This is a genomic window from Dysgonomonas sp. 511 (assembly GCF_010501105.1).
Classification (GTDB): Bacteria; Bacteroidota; Bacteroidia; order Bacteroidales; family Dysgonomonadaceae; genus Dysgonomonas.
Genome location: NZ_QVMQ01000020.1, coordinates 16,169 through 34,000 on the forward strand (window position 1 = coordinate 16,169; position 17,832 = coordinate 34,000).

The 17,832-nt window shown below is 43.7% G+C and carries 13 protein-coding genes; 9 read left to right on the plus strand and 4 right to left on the minus strand.

Features of this window, described 5'->3' with window-relative positions; all coding sequences use genetic code 11:
• The first annotated feature begins 227 nt into the window (after nucleotides 1–227).
• The 4 genes from D0T57_RS10110 (at nucleotide 228) to D0T57_RS10125 (ending at nucleotide 5,693) form a co-directional block, all read left to right on the plus strand.
• Complete coding sequence (locus tag D0T57_RS10110; protein WP_163273376.1) at nucleotides 228–1,325, plus strand: hypothetical protein; 1,098 nt, start codon at nucleotides 228–230, stop codon at nucleotides 1,323–1,325.
• Between the two features lie 45 nt (nucleotides 1,326–1,370).
• Nucleotides 1,371–2,435 carry a glycosyltransferase family 1 protein gene (locus D0T57_RS10115; protein ID WP_163273377.1) on the plus strand — a complete coding sequence of 355 codons (1,065 nt, stop codon included), beginning with the start codon at nucleotides 1,371–1,373 and terminating at the stop codon, nucleotides 2,433–2,435.
• Nucleotides 2,436–2,710: 275 nt separating this feature from the next.
• A complete protein-coding gene (locus D0T57_RS10120; RefSeq protein WP_163273378.1) occupies nucleotides 2,711–4,129 on the plus strand; it encodes a glycosyltransferase family 39 protein in 1,419 nt (472 codons plus the stop codon).
• A 58-nt stretch (nucleotides 4,130–4,187) separates the two neighbouring features.
• A complete protein-coding gene (locus D0T57_RS10125) occupies nucleotides 4,188–5,693 on the plus strand; it encodes a glycosyltransferase family 39 protein (protein WP_163273379.1) in 1,506 nt (501 codons plus the stop codon).
• Between the two features lie 46 nt (nucleotides 5,694–5,739).
• Here the strand turns inward: D0T57_RS10125 and D0T57_RS10130 are convergent, their stop codons facing one another.
• From D0T57_RS10130 to D0T57_RS10145, 4 genes are all read right to left on the minus strand, one after another.
• Nucleotides 5,740–8,379: a TonB-dependent receptor gene (locus D0T57_RS10130; protein ID WP_163273380.1), complete on the minus strand. Its 2,640-nt coding sequence runs from the start codon at nucleotides 8,377–8,379 to the stop codon at nucleotides 5,740–5,742.
• Between the two features lie 98 nt (nucleotides 8,380–8,477).
• Nucleotides 8,478–8,762 carry a hypothetical protein gene (locus tag D0T57_RS10135; RefSeq protein ID WP_163273381.1) on the minus strand — a complete coding sequence of 95 codons (285 nt, stop codon included), beginning with the start codon at nucleotides 8,760–8,762 and terminating at the stop codon, nucleotides 8,478–8,480.
• Nucleotides 8,763–8,798: 36 nt separating this feature from the next.
• Nucleotides 8,799–9,650: a lipoyl synthase gene (gene lipA / locus D0T57_RS10140; RefSeq protein WP_163273382.1), complete on the minus strand. Its 852-nt coding sequence runs from the start codon at nucleotides 9,648–9,650 to the stop codon at nucleotides 8,799–8,801.
• A gap of 357 nt (nucleotides 9,651–10,007) precedes the next feature.
• Nucleotides 10,008–10,190 carry a hypothetical protein gene (locus D0T57_RS10145; protein WP_185154667.1) on the minus strand — a complete coding sequence of 61 codons (183 nt, stop codon included), beginning with the start codon at nucleotides 10,188–10,190 and terminating at the stop codon, nucleotides 10,008–10,010.
• A gap of 221 nt (nucleotides 10,191–10,411) precedes the next feature.
• Here D0T57_RS10145 and D0T57_RS10150 point away from each other — a divergent pair, with 221 nt between their 5' ends.
• The 5 genes from D0T57_RS10150 (at nucleotide 10,412) to D0T57_RS10170 (ending at nucleotide 17,771) form a co-directional block, all read left to right on the plus strand.
• On the plus strand, nucleotides 10,412–11,104 hold the full coding sequence (locus D0T57_RS10150; RefSeq protein WP_163273383.1) for a hypothetical protein: 693 nt from the start codon (nucleotides 10,412–10,414) through the stop codon (nucleotides 11,102–11,104).
• Between the two features lie 264 nt (nucleotides 11,105–11,368).
• Nucleotides 11,369–11,593: a hypothetical protein gene (locus tag D0T57_RS10155; protein WP_163273384.1), complete on the plus strand. Its 225-nt coding sequence runs from the start codon at nucleotides 11,369–11,371 to the stop codon at nucleotides 11,591–11,593.
• 232 nt (nucleotides 11,594–11,825) lie between these two features.
• Nucleotides 11,826–12,314, plus strand: a complete 489-nt coding sequence (locus D0T57_RS10160; protein WP_163273385.1) for a hypothetical protein — start codon at nucleotides 11,826–11,828, stop codon at nucleotides 12,312–12,314.
• Nucleotides 12,315–12,951: 637 nt separating this feature from the next.
• Nucleotides 12,952–15,498, plus strand: a complete 2,547-nt coding sequence (locus D0T57_RS10165; protein WP_185154666.1) for a hypothetical protein — start codon at nucleotides 12,952–12,954, stop codon at nucleotides 15,496–15,498.
• A gap of 284 nt (nucleotides 15,499–15,782) precedes the next feature.
• On the plus strand, nucleotides 15,783–17,771 hold the full coding sequence (locus D0T57_RS10170) for a DUF4954 family protein (RefSeq protein WP_163273386.1): 1,989 nt from the start codon (nucleotides 15,783–15,785) through the stop codon (nucleotides 17,769–17,771).
• Nucleotides 17,772–17,832: the final 61 nt, after the last annotated feature.

Genomic DNA, 17,832 nt, shown 5'->3' on the forward strand with positions numbered 1-17,832 from the left:
GTTAACGAAAAAGCAAAAAGTAACAATGAAACACAGTACATGACAAAAAAATGATATTCCCTCGAAAGCCTGTAGGGGCGTAATATTTTACGCCCGATACAACCGACGGGCGAATGATAATTCGCCCCTACAAAGTTCATATTACAATGATTCAAATTTTTGTCATGTACGATGCAATGAAACCTGTTTGTTTATTCTTTAACTACAGATTAGCATAACGAATAAAGATGAGTTCGCCAGATAAAAATAAAAGTAAACGTTTCCTGCTGGTATTCACCATATCGGCAATCACGATGCTCTTCCTGATAGGATTGACAACTTATCTGGTAGACCCTTTTTTACAATTCAGGGTAAATCCCAATAAACGCTACCTGCTCAACGCCTGGTTTGTGAATGGAGGCCTGGCAAAGAACTACGACTTCAATACCGTTGTATTGGGATCGTCGATGATACAAAACTGCGACCTGAACGTAATCAGGAATAAATATCCGGGAGCAAAACCGTTGAGGTTGTCTATCGGAGGTATAAAACTGCTCGAAATGGAGCACCTCTATTCGCTGATAGACAAGCAAAAGGTAGACAGGTTTATCATCTGTCTCGACCTGCCACCTCTCAACGACCGCGAGGATGCCATACGCTATCCCCGCTACTTGTACGATGATGGGCTGCTAAACAAACTGCAATATCTGTACAGCTACGAATCTGTTGTCCGCTTCCTGCCCGTAGATGTAGGGGTAGACCTTTACCTGAAAAACAAGACCCATATCCCCGACGACTATGAGCAAAAAACCAATATAGACAACATCGGGAATAATTTCAAGGAAAGCTTCTATTACAATGCCGAGCAAACGAAAACTATATTCTCGGCAGGGATTACCGTAACGCCACAGTATCTCGATTCTATGGATACATTTATGCCGGCAAGGCTCGATTCTATGCTCAGCAGAATAGCTCCCGACAAATATCCCGATATAGATTATATCTTCATATTGCCACCCTATTCCGCACTATATTGGATTACAGCCCAAAACAGGAATTATTACGATTATTTCATGCATTTTCCACAATATATAGCCACACGCATGGCAATGTATAAAAATGTACGGCTGATGTATTTCTTCGATATACCCCAAGTTGCCGATCTCGAAAACTACCGCGATGTAACCCACTTCAGTCCGGCCATGACCGACTGGATGATGGACAATATAGACAATGACGACTATCTGGCCAACAGCCGGAATATAGACGACAAAATAGCACGGACTGACAGCATTGTAAAGGCGTTTATAAAAGAAAACGACTGGATACCCGATTTTATGAAATAAAAACCTTTTCCCCTCAGGGGGATACTTGTAACCCACAACAAAAAAATGTTTGTAGTAAACGGACGATTTCTTACACAAAAAGCAACAGGCGTACACCGCTATGCCTTCGAAATATGCAACAAGCTGCACGAGATGGGCGTAGACTTTCATGTAGCCACTCCGCAGGAGATAGACCCCGGCTATAAGTTCAGCTTCAAGACGGTGAAATGCGGTTCGCTCAGCTCGCACTTGTGGGAGCAGATTTCATTGCCCTGCTACCTGAAAAAGATAGGGAAACCGCTTTTGGTAAGCTTCACGGGTTGCGGCCCGTTGATGTACAACAACCAGATAATAACCATCCACGATGTGTCGCACGAGCGTTACCCCGAATGGTTTTCGCCCAATTATTACCGTTTCTACCACTTTATGATGCCGCGCACAGGCAGGAAAGCACATGCTGTGCTTACGGTCAGCGAGTTTTCGAAAAACGAAATAGTAGACACACTAAAGCTAGATGCCGACAAAATACATGTGGTACACAGCAATGTACCCTTCCACGATAAGCCCACCAAAGAAGAAGTAATGAATGATGAGCGCGACGAAGATGCCGGGCGGTATATAATAGCCGTATCGTCGATGGATCCGCGCAAAAACTTTGTACGGCTCGTTGAGGCATTCGCCGACATAGAAGACAAGTCGGTAAAGCTATACATCATAGGTATGTCGTTCAAAGCATTCAATACGCCCGATATGCAAAAGCTCATAAGCGAAAACGTACACCTGCCGGGCTATATTCCCGATGAGGATTTACAGAAAATGTACCGCAATGCCCTGATGTCGGTCTATCCATCGCTTTACGAAGGCTTCGGGCTGCCACCACTGGAGTCGATGACGTACGGTTGTCCTGCATTGGTATCGGACATACCTGCCCTGCGCGAGATAAGCGGCGATGCCGCCCTCTATGCCGACCCTTACGACAAGAAAGATATTACAATGAAAATAAACAGGCTGCTTGCCGACCAACAGTTGAGGCACGAACTAAGGATAAAAGGATTGGAGCAAACCACCCTCTACTCGTGGGACAAATCGGCTGCACAGGTGTATCGGATAGTAAAGAAATACATTTCGTAACTTACAGATATGATAGAGTGCTTGTTATGCAAAAAGAAGATAAAAAAGATCAACAAGGATAGCCATACGCTTGCTCTTGCGCCCATTCTTGTTAAAACGGCAGGTTTTCCCGTTCCGATTTCCATCTTCGGTTTTCCTAACCCGCGTTTTATTAGTACCTTTGTCGTCAGAGAGGTTTTTCACAAGCTACAATGACAGCATACACAACTTACGAATGGCCCAGGAGATTTCTGCGCTCTAACGAGTTATATTTACTTATACTCTCGTTTTTGATAATGTTCTTTGCTTCAAAGTGTTCCCCCCTTTATCTTTTCAATGAATGGGGCGATCCCCACATCTATTTCTCTATAGGCAAAGGCATCGTCAACGGCAAGGTGCTGTACAAAGACTTGTTCGACCACAAAGGCCCGCTGATATTCTTCATTTATGGATTGGGCTACCTGACATCTTCCTCCTCGTTTACAGGCATATACATACTCGAATCATTGTTTTTGTTTGCCAGCCTGCTGTTTGTGTACAAATCGGCAAAGCTCTTTGTGGCAAAAGAATATGCTTTCTTGAGCGCATTGCTATTTACCATCATATTCATATGGAGAAACGAAAAAGGAGGTTCGGCCGACGAATTTGCCGTACCGTTCCTTGTAGTCAGTCTCTACTATACGTTGCGATACAGCCTCAACACAGCAATGGATATAAAGCTACTGAAAAGGTACTACCTGATACACGGGCTTATGTTCGCAGCCGTATTCCTCATCAAGTTTTCCATCTGCGTGTTCTGGCCTTTCCTGCTGTTGATACCCGTTGTAGACATTATAAGGGAGAAACGCTATAAAGATATATTTGCCATATCGTTGAGCTTTGCATCGGGTTTTGCTCTTGTATTGCTGCCTGTATTGCTCTATTTTGCCGTGAACGGGGCTACCGGCGACTTTATTTTTGCCTACTTCACCATCAACAGCCTGTATGCAAGCAGCACCGGCGACACCATTACCGCCATTGCTGAAGCCATTGCCGGAAAGATACGCGGCATAGACCTTTACACATACCTGCTGTTGGCAGGGGTTGCAATAGCCGTATTGTCGAAAAGGTTTTTCGGGTGCACCCTTCACCGAATATGCTTCGTTGCTGCATTTTGCGTGACTTTTGCTGCTGCATCGCGCCCTTTCGATATGTCTTACCCGTATGTGGTGTTAAGTGTATTTGCCATTCCCGCGCTGATATGGTGTATGGCGATTCTGGCGGTGCGCGTTAAGATGAAAATAGATATAGCCGTCAAAGTTGCGTTTGCGTTGGGCGTACTTACGATAAGCATTTATAGTAAAAAACTGTTCGACTACGATATACCGTCGCTACTCAGGACTGAAGAACACAGCTATATGCAAAAAGAATTTGCCTCGATAGTAAATATGAAAGAAAACCCTACCCTGCTCGAACTAGAACACGACACAGGGGTCTTCACCGAGGCCAACCTCGTACCGGCATACAAATACTTCTTCCACCCTAATATAAAGAACGCTCTTTTTCCCGACATCAGGCTGTCGCACATCGAACTGGTGAAGGAAAAAGAACCGACATTCGTCATCACCCGCAACCTCGATTTTCCGTTCCTGCTCGACAACTACCATATAGTTGCCCGGCACTCCCTTTACAGCTGGGACGAAGAATATGTTTATTTGCTCGAAAGAAATAATTAACTTTGCCTGCTCAAGTGAGAAATAATCAACAATGCCCGGAGGGGATAAGAAAACTGCTATGACTGCAAATATCTTAAGAAAAAACACTTTTCTGAGCAACGAACCTATATTGTTTGCCCTATCGTTTATCGTACTGTTTTTTTGTTCGCAATGCTCGCCATTGTACCTGTTCAACGACTGGGGCGACCCGAATATCTATTTCTCCATAGGCAAGGGTATGTTTAATGGCAAGGTGATCTATAAAGACCTGTTCGACCACAAAGGGCCGCTTATATTCCTCATCTACGGGTTGGGATACCTTATTTCGCATACCACATTTTGGGGCGTATATATTTTCGAATCCCTGTTTCTGTTTGTCAACCTGCTGTTTGCCTATAAGATAGCTAAACTTTTCCTCGACAAAGACAAGTCGCTGCTAGTATCGCTTCTTTACCTTTTTTTCTTCCTCTGCCGTACCAAGCAGGGAGGCTCTGCCGACGAACTGATAACCCCTTGCCTGATGGTAAGCCTTTACTATACGCTGCGATATTGCACAAACAGGCAAAAAAGTGAAAGCCGCCTTAACCGCCACTTCGCCATACATGGGGTTATGTTCGGTATCGTATTTTTTGTAAAACTGAGTATCTGCACTTTCTGGCCGCCCTTGCTCGCCATTCCCGTTCTTTACCTGCTGAAAGAGCATAAATATAAGAAATTACTGTCGGCATCACTTTTCTTCGTATATGGATTCCTGCTGGTTGCGATTCCTGTTGTAGCATATTTTGTATGCAATTCGGCTTTCAACGATTTCAAATTTGCCTACTTCGAATTTAACTCATTGTATGCAAGTGCAAGTATGGGGCTTCATTTCGATGCCTTCGCCAATATTGTCGCCCGTTTTCTTCTTAGGCTCATTAGTCCCGACTTCTACGTTTATATGCTTTTGCTAAGCATGGCATTCTTGTTGTTCTCGAAAAAATATATATGCGATATCTTACCTAAAGTATGTATATTGCTCTCTTTCGTTCTCGTGTATATCATAGTCACCTCAGGCCCGTTCGACATGGACTATTATTACATTACTCTGAGTGTGTTTTCTATCATAGGTTTCATACATATTATTGGACTGGCAGACAGCAAGATGGAAAAATATAAATGGCTGAAACCAACAGCTTTGACAGTGGTATTATTTGCCTGTATTGCTTTTAAAGGCTTCTTTGGACAAAAAGCTGCCTGCCTGCTAAGAACAGAGGAATGTTCTTTCTGGCAAAAAGACTTCGCTGCCATTATCAACACCGCTCCCGATGCCATACTTATCGACCTCGAACACGAAACAGGTGTGAATACCATTGCAGGAATCGTGCCGGCATACAAGTATTTCTTCCACCCCAATATACACGACGACGCGTTCCCCCAACTGAAAGAATACCATATCAATCTGGTAAAAGACGGGAAGCCGGACTTCGTGATAACCAATAACAAGGAATTTCCGTATATCAACGAGAATTACCATATTGCTGCGCGTCATCGCCAATACGAGGGCGAAGAACATTTCATATACCTTTTCAGGCGGAACGGGCTGTAACGCCTGATGGCAAAAAATGGCTTGCGAAGAATAGTTAGCCCTATTGCTATTTATCCGTCCTCGATATCTTCCGCACTGTGCGCACAGGCATGCCATTACTCGTAACACCCTCTATCACTACCGAGTAGGTAGTAGAGCCATCGGCTGTATAGAAACTGAAAGCAGCATTGCCATCGTCGCCAGCCCTAAGATCGGGATTCCAATAAATGGTAGTCCTGAGATCGGGATTAGGATCAGCTAGTTGTTCGCGTGTTTCGTATTGCGGAGAGTAAAACTCCTTTGCTGTCTGATAACCTAGTGGCGTATATCTCTTTATATTAAACTTTTCCGGATTCCTGAACGGCATTTCACCCTTTTTTGTGGTGATGAGGATTGCACCACCTCCTCCCCTTACGCCAAAAATGGCAGCTCCGGCTCCTTTTACAATTTCTATTGCAGCCACATCCTGCATTATCAGGTCGGAAAGCATAGAGACTTCATATTCTACGTCGTCTACCAGTACCAAAGGAGGGTTACTGTTTCCCCGTATAAAGACTTCTTCATTCATGACCCTTACTCCGGCAAAGCGGCTGAGAACCTGAAATATGTCGCGCGGATGGTATTTATCAAATTCTTCGCTCGTCATACGCGGGTTCATAGCCGACGAATACATAGAAGCACTCTTTTCTATCCGTTCAGCTTTTATTTCTATTTCCTTCAGATAAATCATACGCATACCGTTGAGCATGGTGAAATTCTGGTCGGCCTTTCCCATATAGCTTTCAAACTGCGACTTATCTCCGGCATATGTAAAAGGCAATGACGTGAGGTGCGACGGATATTTTTCGTAATCGAGAAGCAACTCTACCCTGCTGCCTCCTTTCTTGGTATTGCCCTGTATGATAAAACCGGTACTATCGGGAGCTTCGAATCCCTGGAAAACGAACTTCCCGTCATCGTCGGTCAATGTCTGGGTAAATATTCCGTTGCGGATAGAAATAAGAGTGACAGGATATCCCGCCGATTTTTTATTCATAAAGAAACCGCCCTTGATAGTGCCCGATATTGCCTGTCCGCGCTCCAAATAGCCTGTTATCTTATCAAAATCCCCCTTCAGAAACTTGGATACATTGTAGCGGCTCCATCCCTGTGTCATCATCAACGCATCGAGGTCGATCGGTTTCGCTACAACATTGCCATCGAAATAGGACGCAGGCGATTCGATATACCCTTTTAGTTCAGAGGCAAGCAATAATGACGAAAGTATGCTTGTACAACTATCGGGTTTGATATCCTTATCGTCGGTTACGGCAATAGAAAGCCCTGCTGCTACTTTTTCTTTTCCACCTTGGGTAAGCAACAGCGAAGCCTTCACCAACTTACGATTCCCGTAATTATCCTTATCTGCCTCGAAACCGATAGTCGCCATTTCGGCATCATTTGCATTAAAGACCATCCGTTCGCTCAAAGGATTCATAGCGGCATCTACCAACAGGAATTGTATGACGCCCGTAGGGAGTCTTTCCATCGGCACAATCGCAAACGATTCTTTTCCGTCCCATTTATTGACAAACAACACATTACCTCTGCAATGCGCTGCAAGATATAGCGGAACACCATCCAACGGTTTACCGTAAGGAGTGCGCACCGATACTACAAAGTTGCCTTTATGCTGGTTGACCTGCAATGCTACCTGCGAAGCCGAGGGAGAAGGCAAGACGTATCTCTTTTCCATCCCTGCTTTGTTGCGGCAAACAGCATACAATACACTATCCGTCTCGTTGGAGAAAGACATCAAATATCCCATACCCAGATATCCCGACCGGAAAGCAGTCAGTGTATCGCCGCCAGTGGTCACTACCACGCCTTCTATGTCTTCGCCGCGCCCCTCACTGTTTATTGCCTTGAATGCTACGCGGTTTGCTATTCCCACAATATTGTGTCCACCTTCGGGCAGGAAAGACACCTCATAATCGCGACGATGAGGCACAGGGATAAATTCTTTGTGGAATTTACCTGCATAGTCGTATTCTATATAAAGAGACTTCTGCCTCCCCTTCCGAGGAGCTTTCAATGTAAGGCGCGCCACACTATCTTTGCCCATGCGCAGATTTTCGGTAAATCCCTTATCGGCTATCATCCGCATCTCTTCGGGCTTTATACGGTTGCCACTCTGCAAATCGGTGATCGAGAGTTCTACATTTACCCGCTTTTCGTTTTCGTATTCGAATACCGGTTCTATACGGTACAAGGCTGTGAGCGGGCCGCCAATGGTTATGGTGCGCTTGAAAAAATGTTCTTCGCCAAGACTCTCCATCAACCGCGTATAGAAGCGCAACTGGTATTGTCCTTCGGGCAATTCTTCGTCGAGCGTAATATGTCCGTGATATGCTCCGCGGTGAGGTTTTATCTTTACCCTGTTTACTACAGAATCTATAGGGTTTATCAGTTCGGCATATATGTAGCGGCTCAGGGTGTCGGGCAGGTGCGAATAAGCATCTACGAGATATGCCCTGAACCAGATATCTTCGCCCGTGATATAAAACGATTTATCTATCTGTGCATATACTTTTTCCTGAGGAAAAATTGCCAGTTGCCGCCGGAAGTTATACACTATAGAATCGGTAATATTATCGTTTTGCGCCTGCAAACTAGCGAATAGCGGCAAGATGATGAATATTGGCAGCAATATAAATCTTTTATACATGTTTTTCATCGGTATAGTTAGTATTTGCAAACATAAACAATTATTTGATATCCCGATGAAAAGCAATACTATATTTTATCTCTTCTTTGGAGGATATATCAAAGGTCGATATCGAAATCAATGTCAATATCAATATCGCTCAACGCCTCGCCAATAGCGCCAGTCACCTTCCCTGCCCCTTCGGCAACTTTCGACATACCATCGGCTACGAGCCCCACAGTACCGCCAACCACATCCTTTGCCGACGACAGTGAATCTATTACAGCATCGGCAACGATTTCGGTGGTAGCGATAACTGCTTCCGCCACAAAACCGGCCACGGGAGCAAAAGCACTTTTCTCCTCCTGCTCATTTTTCTCCTGAGGTGTTACGTTATCATTCATATCTTCCATATTATCAGTACATATAAGGTTAACAAACTATCTATTTCCCAAACAGTTTTCGGCATGGTAAGACGAACGCACCAACGGCCCGCTCTCTACATGGCTAAAGCCTTTCGACAATGCGATCTCTTTCAGGCGGCTGAATTCGTCGGGGTGGATGTATGCTTCCACAGGCAAATGACGGCGTGTAGGCTGCAAATACTGCCCCATAGTAAGCACCAGGCAATTTGCCGAAAGCAGGTCGTCCATTGTTTCCAATATTTCATCGGTAGTCTCGCCCAATCCGAGCATAATGCCCGATTTGGCTTTGCAACCGTTGGCAGCTATACGAGCTAGCACGCTGAGGCTTACGTCGTAGCGGGCAGCACTACGCACCTGAGGAGTGAGCCGTCGCACGGTTTCCATATTGTGCGATATCACTTCGGGGGCTGCTGCACACACCATATCTACCAACTCCGGCTTTCCCTGAAAATCGGGGATAAGGACTTCGATGGTGGTAGCAGGGTTCACTTCGCGAATCTTATTAATTGTTGCCACCCAGTGCAATGCGCCCATGTCGGGCAGGTCGTCGCGATCGACAGAGGTCACTACTGCATGCTTCAGTTCCATTAGCTTTACCGATTCGGCAACCTTCATCGGCTCGTCGGTATCGAGGGGCAATGGCTTTCCCGTTTTGGTATTGCAGAATTTACACGAACGGGTGCAGATATCGCCGCCAATCATAAAGGTAGCCGTTCCCCTACCCCAGCATTCGCCCTGATTGGGGCAACGTCCGCTGGAACAGATGGTATGCAGCCCATGCGATTCTAAGATGTTGTGTGTGTGGGAGTAGCCTCCTTCTCCACCGAGTTTCACTTTGAGCCATTCGGGCTTTTTTATGTGTGCCATATATGATTGTCTTTTCTATTTAGAACCGGAAAGCTAAGATAGTAAATATTCATTATTAATGCGAATCAGCAGTTGGGATTTAATAGTAAAATCATTCTTTTTTATACTGCGCGCAATCACAGATTGCTTGCGTTCCTTTTGGCCTAAGCCCCAAAAGGAACCAAAAACGCTTTTGCGCCCCGCTTAGCCGTACGACCCACTTTGCGCTTTGCCGGCTAAATGAAGTGAACTAACAACAATCCTTTTGTTGGCTTGGCAAAGTTGCATAACAGCAGCCCCACTTCATTCTACGCCGCCTGCATCGCGTGGGTACCCCGTACGCAAAGCTAAGGGCGCGAGCTGACGCAGGACAAGAGTTTACGACAATTCTTGTCGTGCGCCAGCTTTCCGTGCATTAGTTCCGCAGGCGGGAACCTGTCCGGTGAAGGCGGCGGAGAAAGGGATGGGGCGAAGCCCGTTTATCCCTTTCTGCCGGCAAACCGATGACAGGTCGCCGAGGGACGAAGCACTAGCCTTTTGCTTCCTTTTGGGCAATGCCAAAAGGAAGGGTAAGCCCAGGAGGGCGCGGCAGGATGAGCTAAAGATGAAATGTTTAACTCAAGATTGCTTTTATGCAGTATAAAAAAAGAACATATTAATGCGAATCAGCACGAACTAGCAATAAAAACCACGGAGTTTTATTAAAAAAATCCATCGAACTGCATTTTTTTTATCTATATACCAGAAAAGGTCATTACAGTACAATAAAACCAATAAAAACTATGCTAAAAATTGAATTTAACGACAAAAAAATCCTTCTGCCCGATTCGTGGGACGACATCACTCTGGGCGATTACGAAAGATGGTTTATGCACACTCCTGCCGACAAACAGGAATATGTAAAACTGGTAGCCGACATCTGCAAGATGGAAGAAGATGAGCTACTTAAAGCCCCGGCTCAACTGTTCGATGTGATAACGAACGCTATAGGCTTTATTTTCGAACCCGATTTTGAGCCAGCCTCGAAGGTAGAAATCGGAGGCAGGGAATATTTCATCGCCATGTCGGACAGGCTTACGCTGGGCGAATGGATAGACATAGAAGAAATACTTGGTAGCGACAGCACCACCAAGGTGTCGGAAATACTAGCTGTAGTATGCCGCCAGGCGGGCGAAAGCTACAATACCGAAACGGCCGCCAGGCGCAAAGACATGTTCCGCAACCTGCCCTGCACGAAAGCCTTGCCGCTGATCGCTTTTTTTTTGTTCAAAAAGAAAGAATCAGAAGCGATTTTGAACCATTATTCAGAGGTGGTGGCTCAGGCAAACCAGTTTCTAAAGGATACAAAGACTTTTGTGGTAAATGGGGGTGGTATAAAACGATTGCCGATCTGGCAGAGGATAAGATATATTTATTTGACCAAATCACTGGAAAAACAGTTGTCGAAGTTTTCGGCTTCCTGCTCTATCGAATAGATAAGGTGCGTGCCGAAGACGAGCAGCATCGGTTCGAAAGACAGATAAGGAGATAAAGATATCTTTGCGCCTTTATGTCCTTATCTATATTTAAAAATCAAGATAAGTTCTTATCTTTGTAGTCTCTATACGTTACTAAGTCATGAAAAAAAAGAAACTGTTACAGCCCTGCTATGGTGTGGTGTGTGGAAACGCCCCAATGCGTGGTGACGTGCAAGAGCACCTAAGGCGGGGTTTTTATTTTACTCTCTAAACTCACTAATTATGTCAAAAAAATTTGATCTGCATCCTGTAGAAAACCTACTGGATGATGTTGTTCACCCACACCGTCTCGCACAAATATTAGACGATATGGCGTTTTACTATGCTGAGGCTGTTATCGAATTGAAAATTGCAAAACCCGCCATGACCTTAGACAAAAACACAGCTGAATATTTGCATTGGCTGCACACCTTACGCAATGTATTTAAAGACTGCTCGGTGAAATAACTTTATGAATAGAAGCGGTTTGGGAATACCCCAGCCGCTTTCTTCATGTTTTGCTAAAAGACGCCTATTGATTTTAACATATTTTTAAACACATACACTAAATATAATTACACAGCGTAACTCATTGAGAAAAAATCACTTTTTTACTGTTTCCTATTAAAAAAAACACAATAAATATCGCGTGTTTTTCGTTTTAATTATGTATTTTTGTGAAATAAACTTAAAGAGAGACATGAAAAGTGTTATCACAACATATATCCTTCTGCCATTTATAATGGTCGCAGCGTGGTTGTTTACATCATGCGACAGCCTAAGCGACGACAATTCGGCGCTTAAGGGAATAGAAGGACACTGGATATACACTTCTACCAAAGCTGAGGTACAGGTCGCCGACCCCTCTGTAAGACAGAAAATTATAGACTACATAGAAAACAGATACAAAGGCTACCATGTGAGCTACGAACTGAAAAACGACAAGACCTACTACTATTACATAAACTACGCCGAACCACTGAAAGGAATATACCAGATGACAGGCAAAAACCTGTACTCGCTCGACGACATCAGGGGGATGAAAACAGTAGTGCGCGAAAACTCATACATACACATCGTGTCTGACCTCAAAGAAGACATCGCCAGCATACTCGACATCGACGAAAATACAATACAAAAGGCCAATGCGGTAGACAGCTTCGAAAGAGGATTGGCTGTCAGCGAATAACCGGAATTTTGCACCTTTCCACATTATTTTTCCCCAAAAGGCGGAAAGAATAAATTGTTATACCCCTTGCTACTATACCAACAAACCCAGAAAAAACCCGAAATTGATAGCCTACAGACTTTCTTCGAAGCAAAAAAAACAAGCATCACTGAAACTTCACCCCGCCATAAACACTTATTTAACAAGCACATAATTCCAGAGAAATCACCAATCTTTCGATTTAATATTTTTTAAGAAAACATAATCCGAAGTTTACCGTTTATATGGTTGTAGTTTTGTAAAGTTTGTGTTAAGGTTTTAGGAAGTCTGTGACGTGATGTTACGGGCTTTTTTGTTACAAAAAATTAGCATGAAATCGTTTGCTAATATGCAGATTATGCTTATTTTTGCAGCTAAATTTTGTGTGTAGCATAATGCACAGTTGCAAAAACAAAGATGAATTTTGTTAAAAACATAGTTTATACCCAACAAATGAACCGACATAAGCACCTTTGTTTCAAGACAATAAACTTTACAAGATATATTTTCGGATTTAATGATATAGTAATATTATAATGTTGTACTTTAAAGCAAACTTTAAGCTACTCAATTTGTGTTTGAGTCAGTTATAGTGATTTTATGCCTTTATTTATAAAATATGAAAAAAAAGATTATCAAACTATCTTCTTCGGTTTCAGCCAAAACTCTTTCGCTGTTTACACTAATGGCATTAGTAGTTCTGTTCTCATGTAAATCGTCGCATTCGGTTCGCGAAATAAAAGCATCGCGCAACGGAGAGCAGACGTACATACCCAAACCCAAAAAGATAAAAGAGCCTAAAACAAAAGGCGACGCCAAGACTAAAAACCTCTTCATGAACCCTCTGGAGCCAAACATTGAGCTCCCATACGCCGATGGTAGCGATGCTGTGGTTTCGGAACAAGTGACTTATACCCATGCCGAAGTAATAACCCGCGAGGGAACAGGAAATGCAGGATCGGTAAACCTGAGCGAGGTGCAACGCCTGAATGAAGTAGTGGTTACAGCCAAATCGCGTTTTACGCCGGAACAAGACGGGCGTATCAACGTCGACTTTATAGTAAAAGTGCCCAAAAGTATCCTGTCATCCGACTACAGGGTAACCCTTTCGCCAAAACTTATCCACAACGACTCTATAATTCCTTTAGAAAATGTGGTATTGAAAGGACAAAAATTCGCCGACAAGCAAAAACAATCGTATAAAGATTTTGAAGCATATAAAAATTCGATAGTAAGCAAAAATAAGTACGATAGCGTATTCGTCGATTACGACGGAGTAAGAAAAGATATTGACTTTTATCAAAACTACTACTACGGGCAATACCATAAAGAATGGAGCCGCCAAAAAGACTATCAGCAATGGAAAGCCCAGAAAGACGAATCGGAGGCATATTATGCCGCTCAAACTATAGGCCAGTCTCAAAAAGCATATTATGAAAAAGCCCGTAAAGCCCGCCAACAGGCGATGAAAGAATATGCCAAAGGAAAAGACACTACAGGCTATTTTGCACGGTATATGAAACATGTTGTCAAGCCATTGGAACTGAATAAAGGACGTATGGAAGTAGAACAACGCGAAGATTACCGTCTCGACTTTTTCAAAGAATTTTCGCGCAGAGCCAACGAACAGGCCATGCGTGACTGGGCCAACGGAAAAGATACTACAGGTGCTTATATGCGCTATATGAAGGCTTACGACAGGAACTATAAAGATATGGTACTCGATGGCGAAGACCTGAAAAAAATACCAAAACGATTCAGAGACATCTACCGTTCGGGCCGTAACTTCGACCAGCTGGACAGTAAGAGCGTATCGGCCGAAGACTCTATAGCTATTGCGCAATTGCGTTACCTGTTCGATAAAATAGCGCTTAACGACATGAAGCTAGACAGGCTGGACGATAAGATGAACGAAATAATAATCTTCCCTTACGAAACCAATGTCCGTGTAGACAGCGTAGTACAAACAGATAAAGACATCGCTTACTATTACAAGCAAGACTACCCCGTGCTTCCGGGTATGCGCAAGCTTCGCCTTGTGATGAACAGCCGTGTAGATGCTGTAGACCAAAGCCGTTTCGACTATAGCCCTTCCGATACTTTATCATACTTTATATCATCGCTATCGCAGTTGGTAGATACTACTTTGATAACAAAGACAACAACCATTCACCGCGATGTATATAATACAATGCTGATATATCCGAAATTCCTACCTAATAAGTTCAATTTCAACGTGAAATATCAGGACAACAAAGAGCAGACAGAAAAAGTAGCTGAGGCCTACAAAACATTTACCGAACAAGGAAACCTCTTGATAGACAGTATCGAGATCAGGGTTTCTACATCTCTCGATGGCGACTACGAAAAGAACATAGAGCTGACGATGAAACGTTCGGAAGCGTTAGCCGGATACTTTGCCAAAACATTTGGAACAAGCAAAGACCTGTTCAAACTGCGCTATATCGGAGAAGACTGGAGTTCGATGGTTCGCCTCATCGTCAAACGCAACGATATGCCTAACAAACAAGCTGTGTTGGATATGATTACACAGGCCGTTTATCCGGATCAGACAGAGAAAGACATGCAGAAAGAATATCCACAGGATTATAAGATTCTGAAAGACTCTATCTACCCGATGCTGAACAAGGCTGACATCATATTTAATATGACACGCCCGGGCATGACAGAAGAAATAACAGTAAACTCAGAAGTACGCCCAGAATATGCCAAAGCATTGCAATACCTGCAAGACCGCGAATACTGGAAAGCGTTGGATATCTTATCAGACTTCCCTGCCGACTACAATACAGCGCTTTGCCTTGTATGTATGGGCTACAACAACAAAGCTTTGGAAGTATTGGAAAAACTGCCGGAAACCGGAAATAACGAATACTTGCTGGCAATTCTTTCTATCCGTGCCAACGATGAAGATTCGGCTATAGCACACCTGATAAAGGCTTGCGAACTAGATCCGACTAAAGCTTACAGGGCTCCGCTCGATCCTGAGATTGCAGCGCTTGTGAAGAAACATAATCTACAAGATCGCCTGATAGAAGGATCGAATGTTTCGGATCAAACAATCGTAGAAGAAGAGTTGAAAACCGGAGAACAGACAGAAACCGCCCCTGCTGCCGAAGAACAAGCAGCAACTATCGAAGAATAAATAGTTAAAATAATATTATAGGAAACAGCCTTGGTAAAATGAATTACCAGGGCTGTTTTGTTTCGCAGAAAGAAAAAATATGAAACGAACTTTTCAGAATATCTGAATGTTATTGTTTAAATTTGTAATTCCTAGATGTGATAAAAAGATGTAAAAATTAGAGTTCAGGTTATAAATAAAGAGAAATAATGCCTTTATAACCTCATAATGGGTGCAATTGTACTATCATCATTGCATAGAGTATTTTTAAACCTGTGAACAATAACCATAATCAAAAAAATAAGATGAGTTATCGAATTCTTACCTTAGAAGAAATAGAAATATTGCAAAAACATGGCTGCAAAGCCGATAAATGGGAGAACATCATGGTTCACCCCTCATTCACTCCCGATTATATATACAACACCACCTTTTCGGGCCAGGTGAGGCTGGGTTTGTTCGAAAAAGAATTCAGCCTGCCCGGAGGACTGAAGAAGCATACAGGTATAAACCATGCCTGCCTGCACAATTGCGTTTTGGGTGATAATGTACTGATAGAGAATGTGCAAAATTACATAGCCAATTACCGTATAGGCGATAACGTACGTATTCAGAACATCCACCACCTGTATGTCGATGGAGTTTCCACTTTTGGCAATGGCGTAGAAGTTTCCGTACTGAACGAAACCGGAGGACGCGAAGTTATGATATACGATAAACTTAGCGCCCATTTTGCATATATACTTTCCTTCTATCGCCATCGTCCGGCATTGACAAAGAGATTGCAAGAGATGGTGAAAACATACGCCGCCCAACAATCGTCCAACATAGGCACTATAGGCAACGATGTGATTATTGTAAATGCCGGGGCCATCATAAACGTACGTATTGGCGATTGTGCAGTGCTAGAAGGCGCACGGCATCTCGAAAACGGAAGTATAAACAGTAACCGCCACGACCCTGTACACATAGGTTATAGTGTAATGGCAAAAGATTTTATAATCTGTTCGGGTTCGCACGTAGAAGACGGGACAATGCTCACCCGCTGTTTTGTAGGGCAAGCTTGCCAGTTGGGGCATACATATTCGGCGAGCGACTCGTTGTTTTTCAGCAATTGCCAGGGCGAGAACGGAGAAGCATGCGCACTGTTTGCAGGGCCATATACCGTAACGCACCACAAATCTACGTTGCTTATTGCGGGCATGTTCTCGTTTATGAATGCAGGGTCGGGTTCTAACCAGAGCAACCATATGTATAAGCTTGGCCCTATCCATCAGGGAATAGTAGAACGTGGCGGAAAAACGACCAGCGACTCCTACATATTGTGGCCTTCGCGTATCGGTGCTTTCTCGTTGATAATGGGACGCCACTATCATAATACCGACACATCGAATATGCCGTTCTCGTACCTGATAGAAGACAAAAACGAGACAGTACTGGTACCCGGCGTCAACATACGCAGTGTAGGTACAATCCGCGATGCACAGAAATTTCCGAAACGCGATAAACGTAAAGACCCGGACAAGCTCGACCAGATAAATTTCAACCTGCTCAGCCCTTATACAGTACAGAAAATGTTTAAGGCTATAGATATCCTCAGCGAAATGCTCGACACCTGTGGCGAAGCCAGCGACTTCTATTCATACAAAGGTTGCCGTATAAAAAACTCTTCATTAAGAAACGGATTGAAGTTGTATAATATGGCTATAATCAAGTTTTTAGGAAACTCTATTATATCGAGACTTTCTAAATGCGACTTTACCTCCAACCAGGAAATACGCGCCTGCCTGAAACCCGATACCGAAGTTGGGCTATCTGTGTGGAGCGACATCGGCGGTGTGCTTGTTCCCCGTTCGGAAGTGGATATACTGATCGACGATATTGAGTCGGGAAAAATAGCGGCGGTCGAAGAGATAAGCAATGTATTCAGGTCGTTGCACGAGAATTATTATTCACTGGAATGGACGTGGGCATGGGACAAAATAAAACAATACTACAACCTTTCGCTCGAAACTATAACCGCTCAAGACATAATCGAAATTGTCAAACGCTGGTGTCACTCGGTAGTAGAACTCGACAAGATGATATATAATGATGCCAAGAAGGAGTTCTCCCTGTCGTCGCGTACAGGCTTTGGTGTCGACGGCGACCGCCATCAGCAGAAAACAGACTTCGAACAAGTAAGGGGCGTATTCGAAGAAAATGCCTTTGTGGAAGTGGTATTGAAACATATAGATACAAAAACCAAGCTTGGCGACAGCATGATCGAACGCTTGAGCAAGGTAGTGCAATAACATATACTAATTTATACAAGCACTCTCCCCTCCGTAGGTCTGCGACAGATTAAGGAGGGGA